Below are 22749 nucleotides of genomic sequence, written 5' to 3'. Positions count from 1 at the left end.
TAAAACGTGAGGTGTTGGGAATGAAACCGTTTATAAAAAATGATTGGTGGGATGTTTTACAACCCGAATTTGAGAAAGCATACTATCAGCAGTTGCGCCAATTTTTGATTTCTGAATATAAGACTCAGTATATTCACCCAGATATGAACCATATTTTTGAGGCGTTTCAATTGACGCCATTCAGTAAAGTAAAAGTTGTAATCCTGGGTCAGGACCCTTATCATGAGCCTCATCAGGCGCATGGCTTGAGCTTTTCTGTTTTACCGGGGGTTAAAATTCCGCCATCGCTTCAAAATATTTATAAGGAGCTTCAATCCGATCTCGGAATCAAACCGGTTCAGCATGGCTGCTTGACAAGTTGGGCCAAACAAGGGGTTTTGTTGCTGAACTCTGTGTTGACAGTGAGAAATGGTCAAGCATTTTCCCACAAAGGAAAGGGATGGGAGCAGTTGACGGATGCCGCCATTGAGAAACTATCGGCTCGGGAAAAACCGGTTGTCTTTATTTTATGGGGCCGGGCTGCCCGGAATAAGATTTCATTAATTGATACTGATACCAATGTGGTGTTGCAGTCTGCCCATCCAAGTCCATTATCAGCTAATCGGGGATTCTTTGGTTCCAAGCCGTTTTCAAAAACCAATGAAGCGCTGATTGCAATGGGGGAAGAACCGATTGATTGGCAATTGCCGGAAAAGGTAACCCAAACATCTTAAATACAAGTCACTTTATTTGAATTGGAGGATTTTGTCATGGAACTATTTGAAAGTCTCAAGCAAAAGATCACCGGAAAAAATATCAGGATTGTTTTTCCTGAAGGTGATGATGTTCGTGTTCTGGGAGCTGCAAGTCGTTTGGCTAAGGATGGTTTGGTTAAACCGGTTGTTTTGGGAACCGATGATGCGGTTAAAAAAGCTGCAGCAGACGCAAACATTGATTTGAGTAATGTTCAAATTATCGACTATCTTCATCAACCTCAAGCTCAAATTGACGAGATGGTTGCAGCAATCGTTGAACGACGAAAGGGCAAGACCGATGAAGCAAAAGCCCGTGAATGGTTGAAGGATCCCAACTATTTTGGGACAACGCTGGTTTACATGGACAAAATAGACGGCATGGTTTCCGGGGCAAATCATCCAACTGGTGACACAGTACGGCCGGCATTGCAGATTATCAAGACTAAGCCGGGGGTTAAATTAATTAGTGGCTCCTTTATTATGCAAAAAGATGACCAACGATACTTATTTGCTGATTGTGCGATTAACATCGATTTGGATGCTGCCGGGGTGGCCGAGGTGGCGGTTGAAAGTGCCAAGGTTGCCAAAACCTTTGATATTGATCCTAAAGTTGCCCTGCTCAGTTTTTCAACCAAAGGATCAGCAAAGGGTGACATGGTAACAAAAGTTCAAGAAGCCACCAAGCTGGCTAAGAAACAGGCACCGGATATTCCAATTGATGGTGAGTTGCAATTTGACGCTGCGTTTGTGCCAACTGTTGCTAAAAAGAAGGCGCCGGGGTCAACTGTCGCCGGTCAAGCAACTGTCTTTATATTCCCAGAGTTACAGTCCGGCAATATCGGCTATAAAATTGCCCAGCGATTTGGTGGCTTTGAAGCAATCGGTCCAATTCTCCAAGGTTTAAACAAGCCGGTATCAGACTTGTCTCGGGGAAGTAATGAAGAAGATGTTTACAAGGTTGCCATTATTACAGCAGCCCAGGCATTATCATAAAAATAAATCAATTTAGTAATTGAAACAAAAGACCACCAACTCTGTTTTTGGAGTTGCTGATCTTTTTTATTTGTCGCCCAAATTCCACTGGGACAAAAGTGACTGATAATGTGGGTGTGTTATGATAATAGACGGTTTGGACAATTAAAAAATATTGGAAGTGATGATCGATTGAAAAAAACATTAACGGTAATGTCGGCCGATCAAACTGTTGCCCTTGGACAGAAATTGGCTGCGTTTTTACAGCCAAAAGACCTCATTTTACTCGATGGGGATTTAGGTGCCGGAAAAACGACTTTTACAAAAGGGCTTGGCAGGGGTCTTGGAATTAAGCGGCCGATTAAAAGCCCGACCTTCACCATTATTCGGGAATACCAAAGCGGGCGAATACCACTTTACCATATGGACGTTTACCGTTTGGAGCAGGGAGGTGGCGACGAACTGGGCCTGGACGAATATTTTAATGGTGATGGTGTTAATGTTGTTGAGTGGTCGAAGTTTGTTGCCGAAGAACTGCCGAGTAATTATTTAAGAATTGTTTTCAAACGAGACGATTCAAAGGGGGATAATGTGCGCACAATTATTTTTGAACCCCGGGGCGGCCGGTTTGAAAAACTGACGAATGAATTACTGGGTGACCAAAATGAGTGAAGAAATAAATTTTAGACTGGCAGATCCTGCCGATGCGCAAAAAGTACTAGTGCTTTTAAAACGGCTGCAGTCGGAAACAGATACTTTTTTGGTTGATTCAAATTTAGACGAGCTGACGCCCGAAATGGAGGCCAAGCAGATTGTTGATTAATCAATCCTATCGAAACCTGATGGCGCTGGCAGTTCTGGACGATCAACCGGTGGGAATTGTAACTGTTGACGGCCTTGGTGCCAATGATGGTGAAGTCGGGATTGCTGTATTAAGCGCTTATCAGGGATATACGCTTGGAACCAATTTATTGGAACTGGCAATTGACTGGGCCAAAACATACAGTCAGTTGGCTACATTGAAATTAGCGGTTTTCAAAGATAATGCTGCCGCAGTCCACCTTTACCAAAAATTAGGTTTTAACCAGACCGGCACTGAGTCGCGTAACGACCGAATCATCCTTAAAATGAGTTTACCTGTTAAAAAATAGCGTCTCTATAATAATTAGCATAAACAGGACCGGGACAAAAGTAATTTTGTCCCGGTCCCGTTTGCTTTAATCACATTTATTACCGAGCGAAGACGTACACCGAAAGGCAACCACCTTTCGTCTCACTCTTTTTAAACTTAAATTGCTTTTACAAAACTTCTTAACGCGTTGCTGCCAAATTGCTGTTGTTGTGCCAATAAAATATTGGCACAGGCAACACTATCGTCAAGGGCATTGTGATGGTGCTCCAATTCGATGTGCAATTGGTCACAGACCGTGTTGAGCTTATGATTAACCATTTGTGGATAGAACTGTTTTGAGGTTCTCAAGGTATCCAGCGTTAAATAGTGCGGTGGTGTTACGCCGTAACGCACCAATGTCCGCTTTAATACGCTGTTGTCAAAAGAAGCGTTATGTGCGACTACTAGTTTATTTGCTGTAAATAGTGGGGCAATGTGTGCCCATACCTCAGGAAAGGTTGGTGAGTCGGCGACATCCTGCTGATGAATTCCGTGGACATTAATGTTACGCCAGCTGAAATCAGTTTCTGGATTGATTAATGAATAAAATTCGTGTGTCACCTGACTGTTCCTGACGATTGCCAAGGCAATTGAGCAGGCGCTGGCTCGTTTGGCGTTGGCGGTTTCAAAATCCATTGCGACAAAGTTCAATTATTTCACCCCATTTTCTGAATCCTATTTTACAAATGTTCACTGGGAAGTGCAACCAAACCGGCTGGTTGAATACGGGGAATACTAAATACAATCAGCTTTGTTGACCAACATTGGCAGCAAAAATCGTGGTAAAATAAAAGTATCCGTTTTAAATGTATCATTTTAAAGCATTTTGAAGGTAAGGAAATTGACAATGATTAATAATGAAGGAATCGTTAAAGCTAATCCCAATGTTGAAATACTGTTTAATGAATCGCTTTCTAAATACACACACACACTAACCGGTGGGCCGGCAGATATTTTAGCCTTCCCGGAAACGGTCAGGCAAACCCAGTCATTATTGGCCTATGCCAATCAACACGAAATTCCGGTAACCGTTATCGGCAATGCCAGTAACTTAATTGTTCGTGACGGTGGCATTCGCGGCTTGACGATGATTTTAACCAAGATGAATAAAATAAAAGTTCATGAGAATCACACGATTACGGCCGACGCAGGTGCTGCTTTAATTGATGTTACCAAGGCTGCGCAGGCGCATTCTTTCAGTGGCGTTGAGTTTGCCGCTGGGATTCCGGGAAGTGTTGGCGGGGCAATTTTCATGAATGCCGGTGCTTATGGTGGTGATATCGATGATGTTGTAACCGGTGCCGAGGTTTTGACGGCCGATGATCAGGTTGTACACCTTGACTTTGATCAACTTGATTTTGGCTATCGGCATTGCAGTGTTCAGGATAATCACCAAATTGTGCTTGCAGCAACGTTTTCGTTAACGCCGGGCATTGCCGATAAGATTCAAAAGCGGATGACGCATTTGAACCAACTGCGGGCAAGCAAGCAGCCATTGGAGCTGCCTTCTTGTGGGAGTGTCTTTAAGCGACCGACTGGTTATTTCGCCGGCAAACTGATCCATGATTCCGGTTTACAGGGATTTCAAATTGGTGGGGCTCAGGTATCGACAAAACATGCCGGGTTTATCGTTAATGTTGATCATGCAACGGCAACCGACTACCTGAATGTGATTACCCATGTTCAAAAAACAGTTTTTGACAAATTTGGGGTTCATTTGGAAACCGAAGTTCGAATTATCGGTGAAGAACCGGTTAAAAGCTTGTGAATTGTTACAGATTGACGCGTGCTTTAAAAGTAGTCAGATCCCAGAGATTAATTGAATCGACTTCTTGGGCACGCGTGTTTTATTAATAACGGCACTATTTAAAAGGGGGAAGCAGAGTGTGCATATACTTGAAGCTGTCATATTATTGATGGTCTTGGTGGTTGTTTCCAACGTCATTGACCATTTTATTCCGGCAATTCCGGTCAGCTTGATTCAAGTTGGCCTGGGCTTGGGATTAGCGTTGGTTTTGAAAGTTTCGATCCCGTTGGAGACAGATTGGTTTCTACTATTATTCGTCGCGCCACTGTTGTTTAACGATGGTCGGCGATTTCCCAAACGTGAACTCTGGCAATTGCGGGGGCCAATTTTGGCCAACGCGATTGTTTTGGTTTTCTTAACAACATTATTAGGCGGTTTGCTATTTCATGTCTTGATTCCAACAATGCCGTTTTCGGTTAGTTTCGCTTTGGCGGCTATTCTGTCACCAACTGATCCAGTGGCGGTTCAATCCATTTCACAACGGGCCAACCTGCCCGAATCGGTGCTGCACATTGTCAGCGGCGAAAGTCTAATTAACGATGCTAGCGGACTGATTGCTTTTAAATACGCAATTGCTGCCACTGTTACCGGAATTTTTTCAATTAAAGCTGCCACAATTGATTTTTTCTACATCAGCATTATGGGATTTGTGAGCGGTATTATCGTAATTGCAATCATTCTGATCTTGGAAAATTGGTTGTACCGTCAGGGAATCAATGATGTTATCTTCAGTACGGTTTTGCGGGTAACGACGCCATTTGTTGTTTATTTGATTGCTGAGGAGCTTTTTCACGCTTCCGGTGTGATTGCCGTGGTAGCTGCCGGCATTGTTTTTCACTTCTACGGAACAGCTCCGGATCGTAGTCAACCCGAGTTAACCTTGGTTAGTGAGAAAACGTGGGATATCATTATTTATACGCTGAACGGGATTGTTTTCCTGATCCTTGGGATTGAGCTGCCGATTGCGACCACTAACGTTATTGAAAATGATAAGATCAACACTTTTTCAGCGTTTGGTCTTTCATTTGTTGCTTGGCTGATCTTGTTGGCAATTCGAGTAATTTGGATTTATGGTTATCAGTCTGTCAGCAGGTTACGTACTAAAAAAACGCATCCGGAAGTCAAAAAGCAGATGGCGTCTTTTAAAGCCGCCTTATTAGCCGGTTTATCGGGCGTTAGAGGCGCTGTTACGATGGCCGGGGTCTTATCCATCCCCGCGGTTGTTTCAAACGGTCAGCCCTTTCCATCGCGTTCATTGGCCTTGTTTGTCGCTGCCAGTGTCATTATTATCAGCCTGGTAGTTGCAACCGTGATGCTGCCGCTGATTTCTGAAAATAAAGCGCCGTTACTTACCCGGGCTAATTTTTCCGGCGATGATGATTTAGATGCGGGGGCTGACGAAAATGACGATCACACCCACTACATTTCAGAGGATGAGGCCCAATTATACATTATGAAGTTGGCTGTTCAGCGAATTGAAGAAGAACGGCGTCCCAATAATCAGAAGGAAGCTTACGATCTGATTTTGGATTATCAATTTTTGATCCGACGGTTAGAACTAAAACTTCAAAACAAAAAAGAAATGGCTTCGATTATTTCTGACGAATTGGCACTGCGCCGAGTTGCTTTGCGGGGTGAACGATCAGCAATTCAGAAATTATTTGACGAAAAGCAAATTTCTAAGGAAACATATCTGGTTTCAAATGAGCGGCTTCAACGACTGGAACGGCAGATGATTCATTCAATTGGTCGAAAAGTTCGAATGGGTCGCGGCTCGATCCAGCAGATGATTCGGTTAAAAAATAAATTTTCACTTTGGCTGATTCAACGGAAGAGTCAAACCGATATTACTGATGAGCTGGCGTTGGTTCAGCGGGAACAGGCCAAGGGGGCCATTAAGGCGCTTTCCGATTATTTTGCCAGGGATGATATTGATAATAATCGGTTTGATAGTCAGTCCGTTTATCATTTGATTATTCATTACCGGAACCAGATTGAATTGGCGAAGGAGCACAGTAAGCGTCAAATTAAGGATCATACAATGCAGTACCAGCATCTGCGGATAAAAGCCCTGGCCGCCGAGCGGGAGGGCGTTCAGGTATTGTTGGAGCAGGGGCACATTGATTGGTCCATGGCGGCTCATCTGCGTCAATATATTAATTATTCAGAAACCGTTTTGATAATGGATTATCAAAATGCCGATTAGCTAATTTCCGGTTAATGCCGGTTAATTAATAAACGCCTGTGGTCAAGGTAAATCCCTGATCACAGGCGCTTACTTTTCAATTGTCTTTTTAGAGACCGGTTGAGAATTGATAATTAGTTTAAGTGTGTAAAAGAATACTAACTGGATGATTGTCAATAATCCGATAAATATCAAGGCGTTTTTACTCCACATATTCAACAATGGCCTAATAAACAACTCGGGCGTTAAAATCAGATAAATCGTGTGAATTCGTAAAAACCGGCCGATAAAAATACCGATTGATGTGACGAAAGATAATCCGATAATGAGAATATGTTTAAAAATGGTATGATGGATTCGAAGCCTTTCCGAAATAGCTTTGGCAACTCTTTCCAATCCCCATAAACCGAGCAGTGTTGAAAACAAAGTTGAAATTAATAAAAGTGAGAATTTCAGCCACATGATGTTGTCCAGCCTGAGGAGACCGTTGGTACCATAGGGTTCCAGCAGTGAAAGGTGGAACAGATCTGTTAGTAAATAAGGAGTGTTTGGATAAAAAAGTAACCAGGTTAACGTTATCAGCCAAAACAAAAGCGCGTTTTTAGGCTTGCCAATTGAAATATGAAAACTTAGCTCGATTGGAATATAAGCCAAAAATGTATTTAAAACCAAAAAATTAAACGGAGGCGTTTTTAGATATAAATATAACAAAGCCATCCAGACGATAAAACACGTCCGAATAAGCCATTTATTCAAAGTACTCATCTAACCAAACCTCCTATCACAATAATAATTAAACTATGTTTTGACGGTAAATGCTATCATAAAATTGATGAATTGTTACTTTTTATAATTTATTTAAACATATCCTGGAATTTGGTATGATTAGATGTTCAGTTAATTTGAATGATATAATATTTATGAAAAAATTTTGAGGGGAGACCGCATGAACTGGTCAGACTTATTTACGCTCCATAATTTGACAAACGTCATTGATATCTTGGTTGTTTGGTTCATTATTTATAACTTGATCTTAATGGTCCGGGGGACAAAAGCGGTCCAGTTGCTTCGAGGAATTGTGATCATTGCCCTGATTAAAATAATCAGTGTTTACGTTGGTCTCTCAACTGTTTCATGGATTATGGACCAAGTAATCAATTGGGGTGTTATTGCCATGGTCATCATTTTCAGCCAGAAATCCGGCGAGGACTGGAGCACTTGGGCCGGGGCTCATTGTTCGTTAAGGGCAGAAAGGAAAATGAAGCGGCTGAAAAGCTGATTCGAGCACTTGACCGGGCAATTCAATATATGTCCAAGCGACGCATTGGTGCCTTAATCACGATTCAAATGAATACTGGTTTGGAAGAATATATTGAAACCGGCATTGATGTGGATGCGGACGTCAGCGGCGAACTGTTGATTAATATTTTTATTCCCAATACGCCGCTGCATGACGGCGCTGTAATCATTAAAAATAACCGGATTGCTGTTGCCGCAGCTTACTTACCGCTTTCACAAAGTAATTTGATTCCCAAAGAATTGGGAACCCGTCATCGGGCCGCGGTGGGCATTTCGGAATTAACGGATGCGTTGACGATTGTTATTTCAGAGGAAACCGGCGAAGTGTCCATCACTCAAAATAATGAATTGCTGCGGGGAATGACCCAGGATGATTATTTGAAATACTTACGCAACCAGCTCCTGACGGATACCGATCAACAAGCGCATCGAACTTTTATCAGTACAGTTGCCAACTTCATTGATAGTCACTTTCGAGGAGGCCGATAATCTTGAAAAAGTTTTTATTTAATAATTGGGCATACCGGCTTCTGGCACTGATATTTGCAATTCTACTGTTTTTGTATGTCGGCAGCAGCCAGCCGTCAACGACATCTTCAGTTAAGAATAGCAGTAATTCAACTGCATTGACATCCAATCGCTCAACGACGATTTCGTCGCAATTATCACTGACAGTCAACAGCAATAAGTATTTTGTTACCGGTTACCCTGAAAGAGTCCAGCTTCATATAACCGGGCCGTCGGCGTTGGTTACAACGACGGCAAATACGCAAAACTTTAAGGTTTATGCCGATTTATCCAAGCTTGGTGTCGGGACTCATCGAGTGCGGATTCAACAGGAAGGATTAAATAATGATTTGAGATATCGTTTCGAACCGGCTACAATTAAAGTTGACATTCAGCCGAGAAAGACGGTTACCTATCCTTTACAGGTTAAGTACAATAAAGAAAATATCGCCTCCGGTTATCAACCCGGTAATGCGTCTGCCGACGTTAAGAATGTTAAAATAACGGGTGCGTCCGATCAAATTAATCGAATCAAGACGGTAGTCGCGCAGCTTAATGTGCCGCAAAATGCTAAATCGTCTCTTAATAGTCAAGCAATTATTGAGGCGCTTGATAGCAAGCAAAATACGGTCAATGTGGTGATAACGCCGGCAACTGCCGATGTCACACTGCCAATTACACCGGGAAACAGTAAGGAACTGCCGATCAAACTGGAACCCAAGGGAATTACCGACGATAACGAAAGCTTTACCTTAACCTCTGCTACCAAGCGGGTTCGGGTATTTGGCACCCAGGCGCAATTGAAAAAGTTGGATGCTGTTAAAGTCGAAGTGGACACCAGCGATGTTCGGACCACTAAAACCAAGGACGTTGAATTGGATTCGAAGCTTAACAAGGTAAAGGGATTTGATCCGGATCGAATTTCTGTCAAGATTAGCAGAAATAACTAATAATTTATTTGAAATGAGGAAATTTTCATGAAGTATTTTGGTACTGATGGTGTGCGTGGAATTGCCAACAAAGAACTGACGCCGGAACTGGCTTTTCAGTGCGGCCGAGCAGGTGGCTATGTATTAACCCATCATTCGGAAAGAAAGCAGCCTCAGGTGCTGGTAGCGCGTGATACCCGGATTTCCGGCAGATGCTCCAAGAAGCCTTGATTGCCGGTTTATTGTCAGTTGGAATTGAAGTTTTGAACTTGGGAATTATCACAACACCGGGCGTTGCCTATTTGGTCCGCAACCAGGGAGCTGATGCCGGCGTTATGATTACAGCTTCGCATAATCCGGTTGAGTATAATGGTATTAAGTTTTTTGGGGCAGATGGTTATAAACTTTCGGACGAAATGGAAGAAGAAATTGAAGCCATTCTCGAGCGGTCAGAAGATATTCTGCCACGACCGGCGGCGGAAGGCTTGGGAGTTGTCGGCGATTACTTTGAAGGTAGTCAAAAATATATCCATTTCCTCGAACAAACAATTTCCGAGGATTTATCCGGAATGAAAGTCTGTGTGGATTCGGCAAACGGGTCAACCAGTAAACTGGTAACGACACTTTACGCGGACTTGGGAATTGATTTTGAAACACTGGCAACGACGCCGGACGGGCTTAATATTAATGACCACGTTGGTTCAACCCATCCGGAAAAGCTGCAGCAATTTGTCGTTGAAAAAGGCGTTCAAGCAGGAATTGCGTTTGATGGTGACGGTGATCGCTGCATCGCGGTTGATGAGAACGGCCAGTTGGTTGACGGGGATGCCATTATGTATATTTGTGGTAAATATATGGCGGAACGTGGCCGATTAAAGAAAAATACGATTGTTACAACGGTTATGAGTAACCTGGGGATGTATAAAGCCATGGAGCAGGCTGGAATAACCAGTGTTAAAACCCAGGTTGGTGACCGATACGTTGTTGAGAAAATGAATGCGGATGGGTATAACCTCGGTGGCGAACAGTCAGGTCATATTATTTTCCTCGATTTTAATACAACCGGCGATGGCATGCTGACCAGTCTACAGCTGTTATCGGTTATGAAGTCAACCGGTAAAAAACTATCCGAATTAGCAAGTGAAATTAAAAAGTATCCGCAACGGTTAATTAACGTAAAAGTTCAGGATAAAAAGAACGCGCTTAAAAATGAAAAAATTCAGGCGGTTATTCAGGAGGTTGAAGCGGAGATGCACGGCGATGGCCGGGTATTGGTTCGCCCAAGCGGAACGGAGCCGTTATTACGAGTTATGACCGAAGCACCAACCCAGGATTTGGTGGATGCGTATGCGCAGAAAATTGCAGACGTTGTCCGTTCGGAAATCGGCATTGCTTAATAATGATTATTTAATGAAAAGGTTGTCGAAAAAATCGACAGCCTTTTTCATTTTATTGGCTGTTTCCCGATAAAAGCGGCATTTATTTGCTTACGCGATATTTCCTATACCATTTGTAACTATTAGTTGACTTTTTATCGTTAATTGTGTAGATTATACGTGTTATAGAAAATCAATGATAGTAAATGGTGTATATACCAATTTCAGATTGCTGAGGAGATTATAAAATGTGTGGAATTGTTGGAGTAACCGGAAACGATAATGCGGTTTCAATTTTATTGGAAGGCCTTGAAAAACTTGAATATCGAGGCTATGATTCTGCCGGAATTTACGTTAACGATTTAAACGGTAAGGATTATTTGATTAAGCGCAAAGGTCGAATCTCTGAATTGGAAGCGGCTGTTGGCCCGGACGTTCATGGTTCGGTCGGCATCGGCCATACCCGTTGGGCAACTCACGGTGTCGTAAGCGAAGCCAATGCCCACCCTCAATTTTCTGAGGACCACCGATTCTACCTTGTTCATAACGGTGTTATCGAAAACTACAAGGAACTGAAATCAGAATATTTAAGTAATACAACGTTTGCCAGTCAGACTGATACAGAAGTTGTTGTGCAATTAGTCGATCATTTCGTTCAAACCGAGGGCTTGTCAACCAAGCAGGCATTTTTAAAAACATTAGGACTGCTTAAAGGCTCGTCTTACGCGTTCCTGTTGATTGACAGTACGGATCCGGAAACATTGTACGTTGCTAAAAACAAGAGTCCGCTTTTGATCGGGCTTGGGGATGGCTGTAATGTTGTTTGCTCGGATGCGCCGGCAATGCTGAACGTGACCCACGACTTTTTGGAACTTCATGACGGTGAAGTCGTAACTGTCAAGCCGGACACCGTTGAAATCGAGGACGCTAATCAGCATAAAGTTGACCGCAAGCGTTTCACGTTGACATGGATGCCAGTGAAACCGATAAGGGACCTTATCCATACTACATGTTAAAAGAAATTGACGAACAACCGAATGTTATGCGTAAGTTGGCAGCCCTTTATACGCAGGAATCCGGCAAGCCAAATATTGATACCGGCTTAATTAATGCTTTAAATGAAGCGGATCGAATTTACATTGTCGGCGCCGGAACCAGTTATCACGCCGGTTTGGTTGGTAAAAAGATGTTTGAAAAATTAGCTCACGTACCAACTGAGGTGCACATCGCTTCTGAATTTGCTTATGATGATCCGTTGTTATCCAAAAAACCGTTCTTTATCTTCCTGTCTCAAAGTGGGGAAACAGCAGATAGTCGTGAAGTATTGGTAAACGTAAATGCGCATGATTATAAGAGTCTAACGATTACGAACGTCGAAAACTCAACCCTTTTTAGGGAAGCAACGTACACGATGCTGCTTCATGCCGGTCCTGAAATTTCCGTTGCTTCCACCAAAGCTTATACGGCTCAAATTGCAGTTGAAGCAATTTTAGCTAAAGCCCTCGGAGAAGCTAAGGAACAGACAATCGCTGAAGACTTTGATATTCGTCAGCAATTGGGGCTGGTTGCAACCGGTATGCAGGCAATTATTGACGAGAAGGATATGATTGAGAAGCTGGCTAAGAAGTACTTTGTACCGGCACCTCGGGCCTTCTACATTGGTCGGGGAATCGATCAGACGGTTTCTTTAGAATCAGCGCTCAAGCTTAAAGAAATTTCTTATGTCCAGGCTGAAGGCTTTGCCTCCGGTGAATTAAAACACGGGACCATTGCTTTGATTGAAGAAGGGACACCGGTTGTGGGAATTATCACGCAGGAAAAGACTGCTAATTTAACCCGAAGTAACCTACAGGAAACAATGTCGCGTGGGGCCTCAACTTTCACGATTGTTCGTCGGAGCTTGGCATTGGAAGATGACACAATTATTATTCCGGATGTTGATGAAATGATCACACCGTTACTAAGTGTCGTACCGGCCCAATTGATTGCTTACTTTACCAGTTTAAACAAGGGCTTGGATGTCGATCGACCACGTAATTTAGCTAAAAGTGTTACCGTTGAATAATGATTAATCAATCCTATAAACTTTAATGTTTAACGAAGCCTGACCGGCAATGATTTTTCCGGTTGGGCTTTTTTAGTTGGATGGTTATTAAACGACGATGATTGACGTTGTTTTAAGCTTGTCGTTATTTTTTTGTGTTAAAATAACGGTTGATGACTGATTAAACATTAATTTAAATATTCTTAGTGGGAATAAAAGTAATCATTAAATGACTTCATTTTTCACTGATTTTCTAATATGATAAAGTGAAGTGTCAATAAGGGGTGGAGATGTTGAAAGAATCTATTAAACGAGCCATATTTCTAATCGCCATTTGTGGCGCTGTGCTGCTGACGTGTTTTTTGGGGGGCAACGGTACATATGTGACGGCCCAGGCTTCTTCGGCCAACAGTTTTATCACCACTTATCAAGCTGACGTCAAAAAGGCCTCGGCAAAATACAATCTTTACGGCTCTGTCATGATGGCGCAAGCAGCTCTTGAGAGTGGCTGGGGACAAAGCCAACTGACGCTGGAAGCCAACAACTTTTTTGGCATCAAGGGCGCTTATAACGGCCAGTCGGTGTCAATGCCAACAGTTGAATACAATAGTAACGGTCAAATGGTAAATACAACGGCCAGCTTTAAAAAATACCCGACTGCCTACGCGTCGTTTGCTGATAATGGTGCCACGCTGAGAAACGGGACCAGTTGGGATCCGCAATATTATTCAGGTGCTTGGAAAGAAAATGCCGCGACTTATTCGGACGCTGCCAATGCGTTAACCGGTAAGTATGCGACCGACCCCAATTATGGTAGTTCTTTAATTAAGCTGATTCAGCAATATGGCTTGGATAAAACGTTTGGTGAAACTGCCGGGACATCCTCTTCAAGTGATGCCAGCAGCACGGCTGACAGCGCAGTGAGTTCTGGAACCGATACTGCCAGCTCGACTGTTGTTGATACGCAGGGAGCCGGTTCAACAACGCCTCGAGTGACTTATTATAAAAGTAATGCAATTCAATCAGTCCCGCTATCCAAAAAGTACGCCAAATACTATGTTTATAATCACGTAAAGGGGACCAGCACCAACGAAAAGCACTATAGCTGGCGGTCGCTGGGAATTAAAAACCGGGTAACCGTATACTTGGATATGCGTGGTGTTAAGAAGGGGACTCCTAAAAACTGGTATCGCTTTAGATTTTATACCAACAGTAAGGCCAAACGCTTTTGGGTTTATGCACCGGCACTACAATTTCCAACAATCTATAGTGGTAAGACCAGTGGCAGTTTAACGATTAATAAGTTGGCCGAGGATACCTTATACAATCATGTTTTGGGCTCTCCATTACTGGCTAAAAAATCAACCAAATTAAGTTCTTTGGAAAGTAAAAAGAAATATTCGGTTGATCGAACGGCATTGGTTAAATCGACTGGCGGTTTAAAGGCCTGGTATCGAATTAAAGTTGGCAAAAAAACAGGTTGGATTAACGCCAATGACGTTATAACTGCACCGTCAAAGGTCGCCAAGGTTGATTTTCAGGCGGATAAAGTTGTTTCATCCAGTGCCAAAGCGGATTATCTTTATACAGATTTTAACGCGACCGGTCAATTTATGAAACATTATAAATTAGCACAGGTTAATCTGACGGTTGGAACAAAGGTAAAGGTAGATAAGCTAGGATACCGATTAAGTGATAAATCGATCTGGTATCGAATCGCCCATACAGGATCTGACACAAAATACTGGGTATCTTCAAAGTTTTTGTCATAATTGTTGAAAGATGATTGAATCCAATTGGTTTTAAGGTATAATTATTTTTTGGTATGTACATCTTAAATGTCAGGGGAGGTTTTTGTATCAAATCTCGTGTAACAAACTTAATTGTTGGGGGATTAATTTGCTTTTTAACAGTGATTGTTTTTGGCGTTGCTGGTGGCAGTACTTCTGTTAAAGCAAGCGTTGCCAGCAATTTTATCAATCGTTTAAAGAAACCAGTTGAAAAGGTCAGTAAACAAAATCATCTTTATCCTTCAGTTATGATGGCCCAGGCAATTTTGGAAAGTGACTTTGGTCGATCAACGCTTTCTACTGAAGCAAACAATTATTTTGGAATAAAGGGCGCATATAATGGTCAATCCGTTACGATGAGTACTGGTGAGTATACGGAAAAGGGCAAACATTACATGACGGCTGCCCAATTTAAGAAGTATCCAAGTATTGAAGCCTCAATTCGTGATAATGCCTATTTGTTGCGTCACGGAACACTGACTGATCCAAATTACTATTCCCAGACTTGGACAACAAATGCTGCGAGTGCCAGCGATGCCGCAATGGCCTTGGCGACGACTTATGCGACCGACATGGATTATGGAAACAAGTTAAACGCGATGATTGTGAAATATAATCTGGATAAATTGGATGCCAATAATGGTGACACAACAATTAACGGTGCCGGGAATATTAATGAGCAGATTGAGCAGTCACTAAAAAAGGAGCTGGGTACCACGAGCAGCCAGCCTGCCAAAACAGCCCAATCGGATCAGCCACAGGTGCGATCAAAGATTACCAGTGTTCCGGAAAGAATTATTCCGCGCTCAGTCTTTGAGTCCCGGCGGCAGCAACCGTCCGCAGACAATGATTATACACTGCAATTAAATTTATCACTTGAAAAAATAATTAAGAGCAACGCAGCGGCTAAAAAACACTGAGTCATAAAAAAAGGTTGGGGGTAAAAGATTAAGCTTTTCTCTCGACCTCTTATTTTTCAAGGGATTTCTGTTATAATACTTTTCGAAAAGTTAAAACTTTGAATTAGGAGTAAGTTTAGATCGATGGAAGAAAAAAACTATAAAGTAAAAGTTCAAAACGTGACGAAAGAATATGATCTTTTTAAGACGCAATCGGAAAAATTACGCTCATTTTTTTCGATTTCTAAAAATCAAGTTCCTCATTTTTGGTCGTTGATGGGGATTTCATTAACAATTCAACCAGGAGAGACTTTGGGGTTGATTGGGGTTAACGGCTCCGGAAAGTCAACGCTGTCAAATATTATTTCGGGCATTATTCCGCAAACAACGGGCTATGTAGATGTTCGTGGTGATACATCGATTGTGGCAATTCGTGCCGGACTACGGAATAATTTAACTGGTCGGGAAAATATTAGGCTGAAATCGCTGATGCAGGGCCTGACTAATGAAGAGATCGATGAAATGATGCCGGATATTATTTCATTTGCGGATATCGGTGATTTCGTCGATCAGCCTGTTAAAAGTTATTCAAGCGGTATGCGGTCGCGATTAGGCTTTTCGATTGCAGTTCATATCAATCCGGATATTTTAATTATTGATGAAGCGCTTTCGGTTGGTGATGATACTTTTTACCAAAAATGTGTGGATAAAATCACAGAATTTAAGCAAGCGGGTAAGACAATTATTTTTGTCAGCCACTCTTTGAAGCAGATTGAAATGCTGTGTGACAAGGTTGCTTGGATTAATTATGGTGAATTAAAAATGGTTGGTGAAACCAAAGCGGTTACCAAAAAATACCGGGAATTTACCAAATGGTTTAAAAAACTAAGTAAAAAAGAAAAGCATGATTTTGAAACTGAACGGAAGAACGTTCAAAAGAACTTTAGTATTAAAAATTATCAAAAAAAGGTTGCTGCGGAAATGCAAGCGGCAGCACCAGACGAGAAGAACGTTTCTTCAAAGGTCCATAAACTATTCTATGGGTCGGTTATCAGTGAAAAGATGTCAGTAGGAAATCAGCTCTTAACCTGGGGCGTGTTGTTGGTGGTTTTATTTTTCTGCCTGGTTAATATTTCCGGCTATTCTGTTGGTCATGTCCTAAGCGATCCTTCGGTATTGATCCATCCTTCAGATGTCTTGCATTTACCCAATAACAAGTAATATTACGTGAACGACCAGCTTTTATCGGTTATTAGAATGAAAAGATGGCCGTTTTTGAGAAAAGCCATTGACAGCGCTTACAGAAAACGCTATATTATTTATGGGTACTAAATAAATACCTTCTAATCAATTCTCTTTCTCTCTTAAAAAACTGGTGGACCTGTTGGTACCATCAGTTTTTTATGTATAATAGAATAGCTTAGTATAGAAATTTTAGAGTAGGAGCCTTGATCGTAATGAAAAGTCATGAAGTTTTGACACTGATTGAAGAAATCACCCGCAATGATGGAACCAAATATATTGAAATCAGTAATATGGTCCAGAACGGACGGGCCGAATTAGCCGTTGAGCGGGGATTTATTAAGCAGGTGAGGATATTACAGCTGAATATCCCACACTCCCCTCACGTGCAAAAATACGAGCATTATATTAACGAAAATTACAGCATGCCGACAGAAGATATGGATCATTTTGAGGAATGGAAAAAAACACCGGAAATGCAGAAAGAAATTGAGATTATCTTGAAGGAAAATCATATCGGATAAGTCGGTATTATGAGTAACCTCTAAGAAAAACATGATTTTCTCCTTAAAATCAAAAAAAGTTAAATTTTTAATTGCCAGTTATGAGAAATTATGTTATAAATATATATGTTGCTTTTAGAGGTGCTTTTATTGCTCCGTAGTTCAGTGGTAGAATAATTGACTGTTAATCAAGAGGTCGCTGGTTCGAACCCAGCCGGAGCAGTTGGAAATAACCTGCGGGTTGTTTCTGTGTAAAATCTTTTTTTATTCATTTTTTATTGCACTTTCAGTGAAAATATGATATAAATATTATGTCGCGTTTTGAATGTGACATTCATGTGTAACCTTTTATTGCTCCGTAGTTCAGTGGTAGAATAATTGACTGTTAATCAAGAGGTCGCTGGTTCGAACCCAGCCGGAGCAGTTGGAAGTAGCTTTTAAGTTGTTTCTAAGTAACATATCTTTATTTTTGATTGTATTCCAATCGCAAATATGATAAAGTTATTGTATTGCGTTTGACACATAACGTATTATTGCTCCGTAGTTCAGTGGTAGAATAATTGACTGTTAATCAAGAGGTCGCTGGTTCGAACCCAGCCGGAGCAGTCAGAGGTTTACAAAAACAGCCGTTTGCTATTAAAAAAGATAGCAGATGGCTGTTTTTTAGTGCTTTAAGCTAAAAAATGGCAACGATTGTTATATCAGCTGCCATTTTTTCGTTTAGATATTAATTTCCGATGGCGTTGCAATGATTTGGCGATTACCACTATCATAGACAACCAATGATTTGGGATAACTGTTGTCGTATGGATATGGCGAATCAAACGTTGCGACTAATTCATTACCCTGGATAAAGTCATAGGATAGTTTACCATCACTGTTAACCAGGTTGAATTTAATTAAATTTGATAGTGGAAAAACGTGCTGCAAGTCATTATCAATAATGAACCAAACGTTATCAATTGCTTGATCTGGTAACGTTGAAACAATACTAAAACTGGCAAAGCGTGAATGATTTGGATCAAACATTTGTAACACCTTCAATCTTTAAATAACTAATTGTCAATAAATTACCAAAAATTAATGCCGAATGCAAGCAACTCGTTATCGCTCAAAGACCTGATTATCATAAATTAATTTAACAATGTGCTTCTCAACCTGTTGACTCTCAGGGGGCAATTTAAAGTAATCACCATACAGACCGTTCAGGATGACATCGTAATCTTTCGGCACGACAATTTGAGTATCTTCAAAAGGAACGGTCGTCACCTCCTTAACCTGATTAAGCGAGAATAATTCCTTTTCGTATGCATATTGGGATGCCAGATTTTTGACCAGGTTCAAATCCGGATGATCATTGTAAGTTGTCATCAGGGACTGACGTTTCTGTTTAAAAATATTGGCAGCTGTTAACTGCTCAGAAGACAGTGCACCCTGAAATTTTCGAATTGGATTATCAATGATATTGTAACGCAGTTTTAAATAGATTCGGCTGTCAAGCTTTCGGATATTGATTATTTGCCGCCGTTGTTTTTCAGTTGAATCGGGTACCTTGTCCAGCGGAAAAATATCCAAAAAGACGCCCTTTCGAGCATTATTAACATTATTACGTTCTTCGATATAGGTGTTGCGATCCAGAATTTTAGCATAGCTTAATGCGTAATTATCGTCACTCCAAGGTGTTTGAAGATAGTAATGGTCATTTTGAAATTCGGCTGGTGCAACTTCAAGCAGTCGTTCATAATCAGGTCTTAAAAGGGCAATATCCATGTCGTCGTCCCAAGGAATGAAACCTTGATGGCGAATGGCGCCTAATAAGGTGCCGCCCATCGCAATGTAGTGAAGGCGATATTTAGCAGCCAATTCACTAAAGCGTTTAAAAATAGTCAATTCAATTTGCTGAATTGTTTGAGTTAGAATATCTGTCATATGGCCTCCACAAGAATTCTCATCAACTTTCATTATAAAACAGAATGCGAAAAAATTCTCAAAACTGGCGGTATATTGTTGATACAACAGTACAGACAATATATAATTAGTGCAGTATTGATATTAATAATTACTGGGGAATGGTGAGGGAAATGACAAAAGCGCACGAAGAATTATTGCAAGAGGCAATCAATGTGTACTTGTCGTCGCTTAAGTATCTGGATAACTTTGTTTCAGAACCTGCGACCAAGTATGGATTGTCCTTTGAGCAGTATTTGATACTGCACACGATTAGTAGTCGTGAACACGTATCGTTAATGGATATTGCAAGTGAAAGAAAAGTTACTCGAAGTGCAATTTCACGACAAATAAAAGTGCTATTACAACATGATTATATTTATCAAAAGCCTGCCGAGAGTGATCGACGGCGTTTATATCTGCACTTGACTAAGAGTGGCAAAGAGGTTGAAAATAAAGTAACTGAGTTAACTACTGCCAGGTTTGATGAGTGGATTTCACGATATGGCGAAGATAAAGTTAGGGAAATCTTGGACTTTATCAAAGATTTTGCGTCACAGGAAATGAAAAATTTCAATGAACCAAAGCAATCAAATCAATAGTGGCTTAACAAGCTTACCAGCATGATGGGGACTTCGTCAGTTAAGTTTGAGGGAATTGGCTGATGGTGGCAATGGTGGTAATAGCATTAAGTTTGGATTATTAAATGTGACCATTTTAGTGTCGAAAAAGAGGCCATTTTATAATATTGATCCACTGCCGGCGTCATTTGAATGACGTTGCCGGCTGTTTTTTAAAACGACGAGTGTGGGACGAAAGGTGGTTGACTTTCAGCGCATAATTGCATTATCCGAGTATTCTAGGCTTGAATGTTTGGATAATGCGATTATGTGTTAGGAAGTTGCCTTTTGGTGTACGTTTTTACTCGGTAATAACCGTGACTAAATAAACGGGGCTGGACAAAATTACTTTTGTCTCAGTCCCGTCGTTTTTTTAATGATTAGGATAACTTAGCCACCGACTTGATCAGAATGATCTGAGTAAGCCGGTGGCTTTATTTAGGTTTGTAAACGGTATGATAACATCCAAAATGTTATCATAATCGAAAATAATGGAATGGTTTTTGATGTACGCTAAAAAGTTCTCAAAAAAGCCTATTTTTCTTCACAACTTATTCACACAATAAGTTTAATTTTATTGTAGACTTAAGTCATAGCAAAAAAGCTATGCCACAAAAATATAGAAAGGGTGATAACAATGCTAAGTTTAATCTGGACATTAATTATCGGAGGTGTGATCGGCGCAATTGCCGGTGCGATTACCAGCCGGGATCTACCATTGGGGTGGGTCGGAAATATTGTTGGCGGCTTAATCGGTGCTTGGCTTGGGCAGGCGTTGCTGGGCTCTTGGGGACCACAGCTGGCTGAAATAGCCATTTTACCAGCGGTGGTTGGTGCAGTGATCCTGGTATTATTGATTTCATTGCTGACCCGTGGTTTGGCTGACTAAGCCGAATCTCTTGGAAAGGAGAGAAAAGTAATGCGAAAACTTTCCAAATTGATGATTTTAATCATCAGCCTACTTGGTCTGGCTCAATGTATCTGGTTCATTGGTTTGGTAGTGCCAATCGATTACCTGTCACGATCAGTGCTTGAAACGGTTCAAACTTCAAATACTTGGCTCTTGGCGGCGGCACTTTCCTTAAGCGGCCTGCTGGGACTAGCTTGTTTAACCGGTATTTTACTGGCTGGGTTGGCCCCCAAAAAGGTGAAACAGGTTACGTTTAACTCACCGAATGGTAAATTAAGTATTTCACAGCAGGCAGTTGAAAAAATGATTCAGGAAAAGGTCCGTTCTCATAAAGGGATTGCCGATGTTAAAGCAAAGCTTAAAATAACCGGTCGAAAGCCCAAGGCCAGTGTCAGAATTTCAGCGGTAGATCATAAGAAACAGGATTTAGTAAGCTTGGGGGAAGAGATTCAGGAGATGGTGATTCACGAGGTTGATCGAATAATGGCCATTCCGGTAAAAAGGGTTAAAGTTCATCTCAAACCAATCGATTCTCTAAAAGATCGCCGAGCTCGACAACCCCGGGTTGTTTAGGAGGGAGTCAAAATGAATTCAATTATGTATGGTGGCATCATTGGATGGTATGCGGCATTGTTTGGACTTTTAGCGGCTTTAGCGGGGTATTGCTGGTACTTGCCTTGGGAATTGCCGGCGCGCTGATTGGCGCTGTAATCGGCAAATTTGGCGGTATAAAAAGTCTGATCGGCCAGCTGGTAAGTGACGAATAACATTTTTAAAAAGTAAGGGAGTTGAATTTCATGGATTCAAAAGTAATGAGCAAACCGGAATTAACCAGAAAGTTAACGTTTAACAACGCAGTGATTGAAAAAATTGCCGGTCTTGTGTGTCGAAACGTTGATGGTGTTTTATCTTTGGATGGCGGCATGATTAGTGAATTGGCGGGGAGGTTCTCAAAGAAGACCGATCCTACCAAAGGCATTGACGCTGAAGTAGGCGAAAAGCAGGTTGCGCTGGATATGGACGCGACAATTGAGTACGGTGCCGATGCCCGAAAGATATTTGACGAGATCTGTACCAGAACGCAAAATGCCATTAAAAATTATACCGGGCTGGACGTTGTTGAAATTAATTTAAATATCAATGATGTCTTAACAAAGCGAGAATGGGAGCAGCAAAGCAGCAGTCAAAAAGACGAGCTTGCCAACACTGTCCATGATGAACGTGTTAAGTAACTGATAGTAACAAAAATTGATCGCTAATAAGTATTTTACATTAGGAGGAAACTGACATGGCTCAAGCAAATTCAGATTTAGAAACGGTTCTCACATACAATGATGATGTCTTGGCAAAGATTGCCGGTAATACGGTCCGGGATGTTGACGGTGTCTTATCTCTTGAAGGAAACTTGATTGATTCCATGACAGACCGGTTTTCAGACAATACCGATCCGACAACCGGTGTGAAAGTCGATTTGGATAATGATGAGAAAAAGGTCAAATTATCGATGGATGCCGTTTTGGAATATGGCAAGAGTATCCCAAATGTCTTTGACAAGGTCACAAACAAATTGTGTCAAGCACTGACAGACATGACGGACTTAAAGCCGGTTGAAATAAAAATCAATATTAAGGATCTTCAGACTAGAGAGGAGTTTCTTAAGAAAAACCGGAAATCGGAAAAAGGGGAGAAGAAAAAAGATAAGGATTGATTAACGGGGGAGATGGTTGAGACTAAGTCGATCATCGTTGTTAAAAATAAGGGCCGCTGACAAAGATATTCTTTATCAGTGGTCCTTATTTTAACGCCTTTAAAAT

The 22749-nt window shown here is 41.4% G+C and carries 22 protein-coding genes, 3 tRNA genes and 3 pseudogenes; 24 read left to right on the top strand and 4 right to left on the bottom strand.

The genetic code is table 11. From position 1 onward, the window contains the following. Positions 1-20 precede the first annotated feature (20 nt). From JCM14108_RS08710 to JCM14108_RS08695, 5 genes are all read left to right on the top strand, one after another. A complete protein-coding gene (locus JCM14108_RS08710) occupies positions 21-713 on the top strand; it encodes a uracil-DNA glycosylase (RefSeq protein ID WP_035180227.1) in 693 nt (230 codons plus the stop codon). Positions 714-749: 36 nt separating this feature from the next. Further along, positions 750-1727 (top strand): phosphate acetyltransferase, encoded by a 978-nt coding sequence (gene pta, locus JCM14108_RS08705; protein WP_035180226.1) that lies wholly within the window; start codon positions 750-752, stop codon positions 1725-1727. Positions 1728-1898: 171 nt separating this feature from the next. Continuing rightward, complete coding sequence (gene tsaE, locus JCM14108_RS08700) at positions 1899-2378, top strand: tRNA (adenosine(37)-N6)-threonylcarbamoyltransferase complex ATPase subunit type 1 TsaE (protein ID WP_035180223.1); 480 nt, start codon at positions 1899-1901, stop codon at positions 2376-2378. Further along, positions 2371-2529 carry a hypothetical protein gene (locus JCM14108_RS15360; protein WP_237745782.1) on the top strand — a complete coding sequence of 53 codons (159 nt, stop codon included), beginning with the start codon at positions 2371-2373 and terminating at the stop codon, positions 2527-2529. Before tsaE ends, JCM14108_RS15360 begins: the two co-directional genes overlap by 8 nt. Next, positions 2519-2857 carry a GNAT family N-acetyltransferase gene (locus JCM14108_RS08695; protein WP_237745781.1) on the top strand — a complete coding sequence of 113 codons (339 nt, stop codon included), beginning with the start codon at positions 2519-2521 and terminating at the stop codon, positions 2855-2857. Before JCM14108_RS15360 ends, JCM14108_RS08695 begins: the two co-directional genes overlap by 11 nt. A gap of 137 nt (positions 2858-2994) precedes the next feature. Here JCM14108_RS08695 and JCM14108_RS08690 read toward each other — a convergent pair whose 3' ends face one another. Then, complete coding sequence (locus tag JCM14108_RS08690) at positions 2995-3528, bottom strand: 3'-5' exonuclease (protein WP_035180221.1); 534 nt, start codon at positions 3526-3528, stop codon at positions 2995-2997. A 199-nt stretch (positions 3529-3727) separates the two neighbouring features. Here JCM14108_RS08690 and murB point away from each other — a divergent pair, with 199 nt between their 5' ends. Then, positions 3728-4645 carry a UDP-N-acetylmuramate dehydrogenase gene (gene murB / locus JCM14108_RS08685; RefSeq protein ID WP_191978546.1) on the top strand — a complete coding sequence of 306 codons (918 nt, stop codon included), beginning with the start codon at positions 3728-3730 and terminating at the stop codon, positions 4643-4645. 118 nt (positions 4646-4763) lie between these two features. Further along, positions 4764-6890 (top strand): cation:proton antiporter, encoded by a 2127-nt coding sequence (locus JCM14108_RS08680; RefSeq protein WP_035180215.1) that lies wholly within the window; start codon positions 4764-4766, stop codon positions 6888-6890. Between the two features lie 69 nt (positions 6891-6959). Here JCM14108_RS08680 and JCM14108_RS08675 read toward each other — a convergent pair whose 3' ends face one another. Then, positions 6960-7634 (bottom strand): DUF1361 domain-containing protein, encoded by a 675-nt coding sequence (locus tag JCM14108_RS08675; RefSeq protein WP_035180214.1) that lies wholly within the window; start codon positions 7632-7634, stop codon positions 6960-6962. Positions 7635-7815: 181 nt separating this feature from the next. Here JCM14108_RS08675 and cdaA point away from each other — a divergent pair. From cdaA to JCM14108_RS08620, 11 genes and pseudogenes are all read left to right on the top strand, one after another. Beyond that, a pseudogene (gene cdaA / locus JCM14108_RS08670) lies at positions 7816-8657 on the top strand (diadenylate cyclase CdaA). A 2-nt stretch (positions 8658-8659) separates the two neighbouring features. Then, a complete protein-coding gene (locus JCM14108_RS08665) occupies positions 8660-9625 on the top strand; it encodes a CdaR family protein (protein ID WP_035180213.1) in 966 nt (321 codons plus the stop codon). A 27-nt stretch (positions 9626-9652) separates the two neighbouring features. After that, a pseudogene (gene glmM / locus JCM14108_RS08660) lies at positions 9653-11001 on the top strand (phosphoglucosamine mutase). A 227-nt stretch (positions 11002-11228) separates the two neighbouring features. Next, positions 11229-13045, top strand: a pseudogene (glmS, locus tag JCM14108_RS08655) (glutamine--fructose-6-phosphate transaminase (isomerizing)). 269 nt (positions 13046-13314) lie between these two features. Then, positions 13315-14796: a glycoside hydrolase family 73 protein gene (locus JCM14108_RS08650; protein ID WP_035180211.1), complete on the top strand. Its 1482-nt coding sequence runs from the start codon at positions 13315-13317 to the stop codon at positions 14794-14796. A gap of 140 nt (positions 14797-14936) precedes the next feature. Further along, complete coding sequence (locus JCM14108_RS08645) at positions 14937-15734, top strand: glycoside hydrolase family 73 protein (protein WP_035180208.1); 798 nt, start codon at positions 14937-14939, stop codon at positions 15732-15734. Between the two features lie 123 nt (positions 15735-15857). After that, on the top strand, positions 15858-16934 hold the full coding sequence (locus JCM14108_RS08640) for an ABC transporter ATP-binding protein (RefSeq protein WP_035180206.1): 1077 nt from the start codon (positions 15858-15860) through the stop codon (positions 16932-16934). A gap of 236 nt (positions 16935-17170) precedes the next feature. Then, complete coding sequence (locus tag JCM14108_RS08635) at positions 17171-17479, top strand: hypothetical protein (protein WP_035180204.1); 309 nt, start codon at positions 17171-17173, stop codon at positions 17477-17479. 130 nt (positions 17480-17609) lie between these two features. Then, a tRNA-Asn gene (locus tag JCM14108_RS08630) sits at positions 17610-17681 on the top strand. 129 nt (positions 17682-17810) lie between these two features. Continuing rightward, positions 17811-17882: transfer RNA gene (locus JCM14108_RS08625), tRNA-Asn, on the top strand. Positions 17883-17992: 110 nt separating this feature from the next. After that, positions 17993-18064 (top strand) — tRNA-Asn (locus JCM14108_RS08620). A gap of 114 nt (positions 18065-18178) precedes the next feature. On the opposite strand, the gene JCM14108_RS08615 is transcribed toward JCM14108_RS08620, so the two are convergent. Then, positions 18179-18487 (bottom strand): DUF960 domain-containing protein, encoded by a 309-nt coding sequence (locus JCM14108_RS08615; RefSeq protein ID WP_051996106.1) that lies wholly within the window; start codon positions 18485-18487, stop codon positions 18179-18181. A gap of 75 nt (positions 18488-18562) precedes the next feature. Further along, positions 18563-19387, bottom strand: a complete 825-nt coding sequence (locus JCM14108_RS08610; RefSeq protein WP_035180200.1) for a LicD family protein — start codon at positions 19385-19387, stop codon at positions 18563-18565. A 140-nt stretch (positions 19388-19527) separates the two neighbouring features. Between JCM14108_RS08610 and JCM14108_RS08605 the strand changes: the two genes are divergently transcribed. The 6 genes from JCM14108_RS08605 (at position 19528) to JCM14108_RS08580 (ending at position 22643) form a co-directional block, all read left to right on the top strand. After that, the gene (locus tag JCM14108_RS08605; RefSeq protein WP_035180198.1) at positions 19528-20007 is read left to right on the top strand and encodes a MarR family winged helix-turn-helix transcriptional regulator; all 480 of its coding nucleotides are present in this window, start codon (positions 19528-19530) and stop codon (positions 20005-20007) included. Between the two features lie 655 nt (positions 20008-20662). Further along, entirely contained in the window at positions 20663-20914 is a 252-nt protein-coding gene (locus JCM14108_RS08600; RefSeq protein WP_035180194.1) for a GlsB/YeaQ/YmgE family stress response membrane protein, read from the top strand. A 30-nt stretch (positions 20915-20944) separates the two neighbouring features. Beyond that, positions 20945-21508: an alkaline shock response membrane anchor protein AmaP gene (gene amaP / locus JCM14108_RS08595; protein WP_035180192.1), complete on the top strand. Its 564-nt coding sequence runs from the start codon at positions 20945-20947 to the stop codon at positions 21506-21508. Positions 21509-21552: 44 nt separating this feature from the next. Further along, entirely contained in the window at positions 21553-21702 is a 150-nt protein-coding gene (locus tag JCM14108_RS08590) for a hypothetical protein (protein ID WP_237745780.1), read from the top strand. A gap of 30 nt (positions 21703-21732) precedes the next feature. After that, positions 21733-22167: an Asp23/Gls24 family envelope stress response protein gene (locus JCM14108_RS08585; RefSeq protein WP_035180184.1), complete on the top strand. Its 435-nt coding sequence runs from the start codon at positions 21733-21735 to the stop codon at positions 22165-22167. A gap of 56 nt (positions 22168-22223) precedes the next feature. Next, entirely contained in the window at positions 22224-22643 is a 420-nt protein-coding gene (locus JCM14108_RS08580) for an Asp23/Gls24 family envelope stress response protein (RefSeq protein WP_035180182.1), read from the top strand. Positions 22644-22749: the final 106 nt, after the last annotated feature.

Source organism: Lentilactobacillus farraginis DSM 18382 = JCM 14108, from assembly GCF_000583655.1.
Lineage (GTDB): Bacteria > Bacillota > Bacilli > Lactobacillales > Lactobacillaceae > Lentilactobacillus > Lentilactobacillus farraginis.
Note: the sequence above shows the minus strand (reverse complement) of the source record. Positions and strands in the feature narration are given on the sequence as shown.

What these genes read in the sequence shown, in the direction of transcription:
- JCM14108_RS08650 (WP_035180211.1), top strand. Translation starts at nt 13,315, where the DNA reads ATGTTGAAAGAATCTATTAAACGAGCCATATTTCTAATCGCCATTTGT.
- JCM14108_RS08710 (WP_035180227.1), top strand. Translation starts at nt 21, where the DNA reads ATGAAACCGTTTATAAAAAATGATTGGTGGGATGTTTTACAACCCGAA.
- JCM14108_RS08605 (WP_035180198.1), top strand. Translation starts at nt 19,528, where the DNA reads ATGGTGAGGGAAATGACAAAAGCGCACGAAGAATTATTGCAAGAGGCA.
- JCM14108_RS08600 (WP_035180194.1), top strand. Translation starts at nt 20,663, where the DNA reads ATGCTAAGTTTAATCTGGACATTAATTATCGGAGGTGTGATCGGCGCA.
- JCM14108_RS08585 (WP_035180184.1), top strand. Translation starts at nt 21,733, where the DNA reads ATGGATTCAAAAGTAATGAGCAAACCGGAATTAACCAGAAAGTTAACG.
- pta (WP_035180226.1), top strand. Translation starts at nt 750, where the DNA reads ATGGAACTATTTGAAAGTCTCAAGCAAAAGATCACCGGAAAAAATATC.
- JCM14108_RS08635 (WP_035180204.1), top strand. Translation starts at nt 17,171, where the DNA reads ATGAAAAGTCATGAAGTTTTGACACTGATTGAAGAAATCACCCGCAAT.
- JCM14108_RS08675 (WP_035180214.1), bottom strand. Translation starts at nt 7,634, where the DNA reads ATGAGTACTTTGAATAAATGGCTTATTCGGACGTGTTTTATCGTCTGG.
- JCM14108_RS08590 (WP_237745780.1), top strand. Translation starts at nt 21,553, where the DNA reads ATGGTATGCGGCATTGTTTGGACTTTTAGCGGCTTTAGCGGGGTATTG.
- JCM14108_RS08640 (WP_035180206.1), top strand. Translation starts at nt 15,858, where the DNA reads ATGGAAGAAAAAAACTATAAAGTAAAAGTTCAAAACGTGACGAAAGAA.
- JCM14108_RS08580 (WP_035180182.1), top strand. Translation starts at nt 22,224, where the DNA reads ATGGCTCAAGCAAATTCAGATTTAGAAACGGTTCTCACATACAATGAT.
- JCM14108_RS08610 (WP_035180200.1), bottom strand. Translation starts at nt 19,387, where the DNA reads ATGACAGATATTCTAACTCAAACAATTCAGCAAATTGAATTGACTATT.
- amaP (WP_035180192.1), top strand. Translation starts at nt 20,945, where the DNA reads ATGCGAAAACTTTCCAAATTGATGATTTTAATCATCAGCCTACTTGGT.
- JCM14108_RS08615 (WP_051996106.1), bottom strand. Translation starts at nt 18,487, where the DNA reads ATGTTTGATCCAAATCATTCACGCTTTGCCAGTTTTAGTATTGTTTCA.
- JCM14108_RS15360 (WP_237745782.1), top strand. Translation starts at nt 2,371, where the DNA reads ATGAGTGAAGAAATAAATTTTAGACTGGCAGATCCTGCCGATGCGCAA.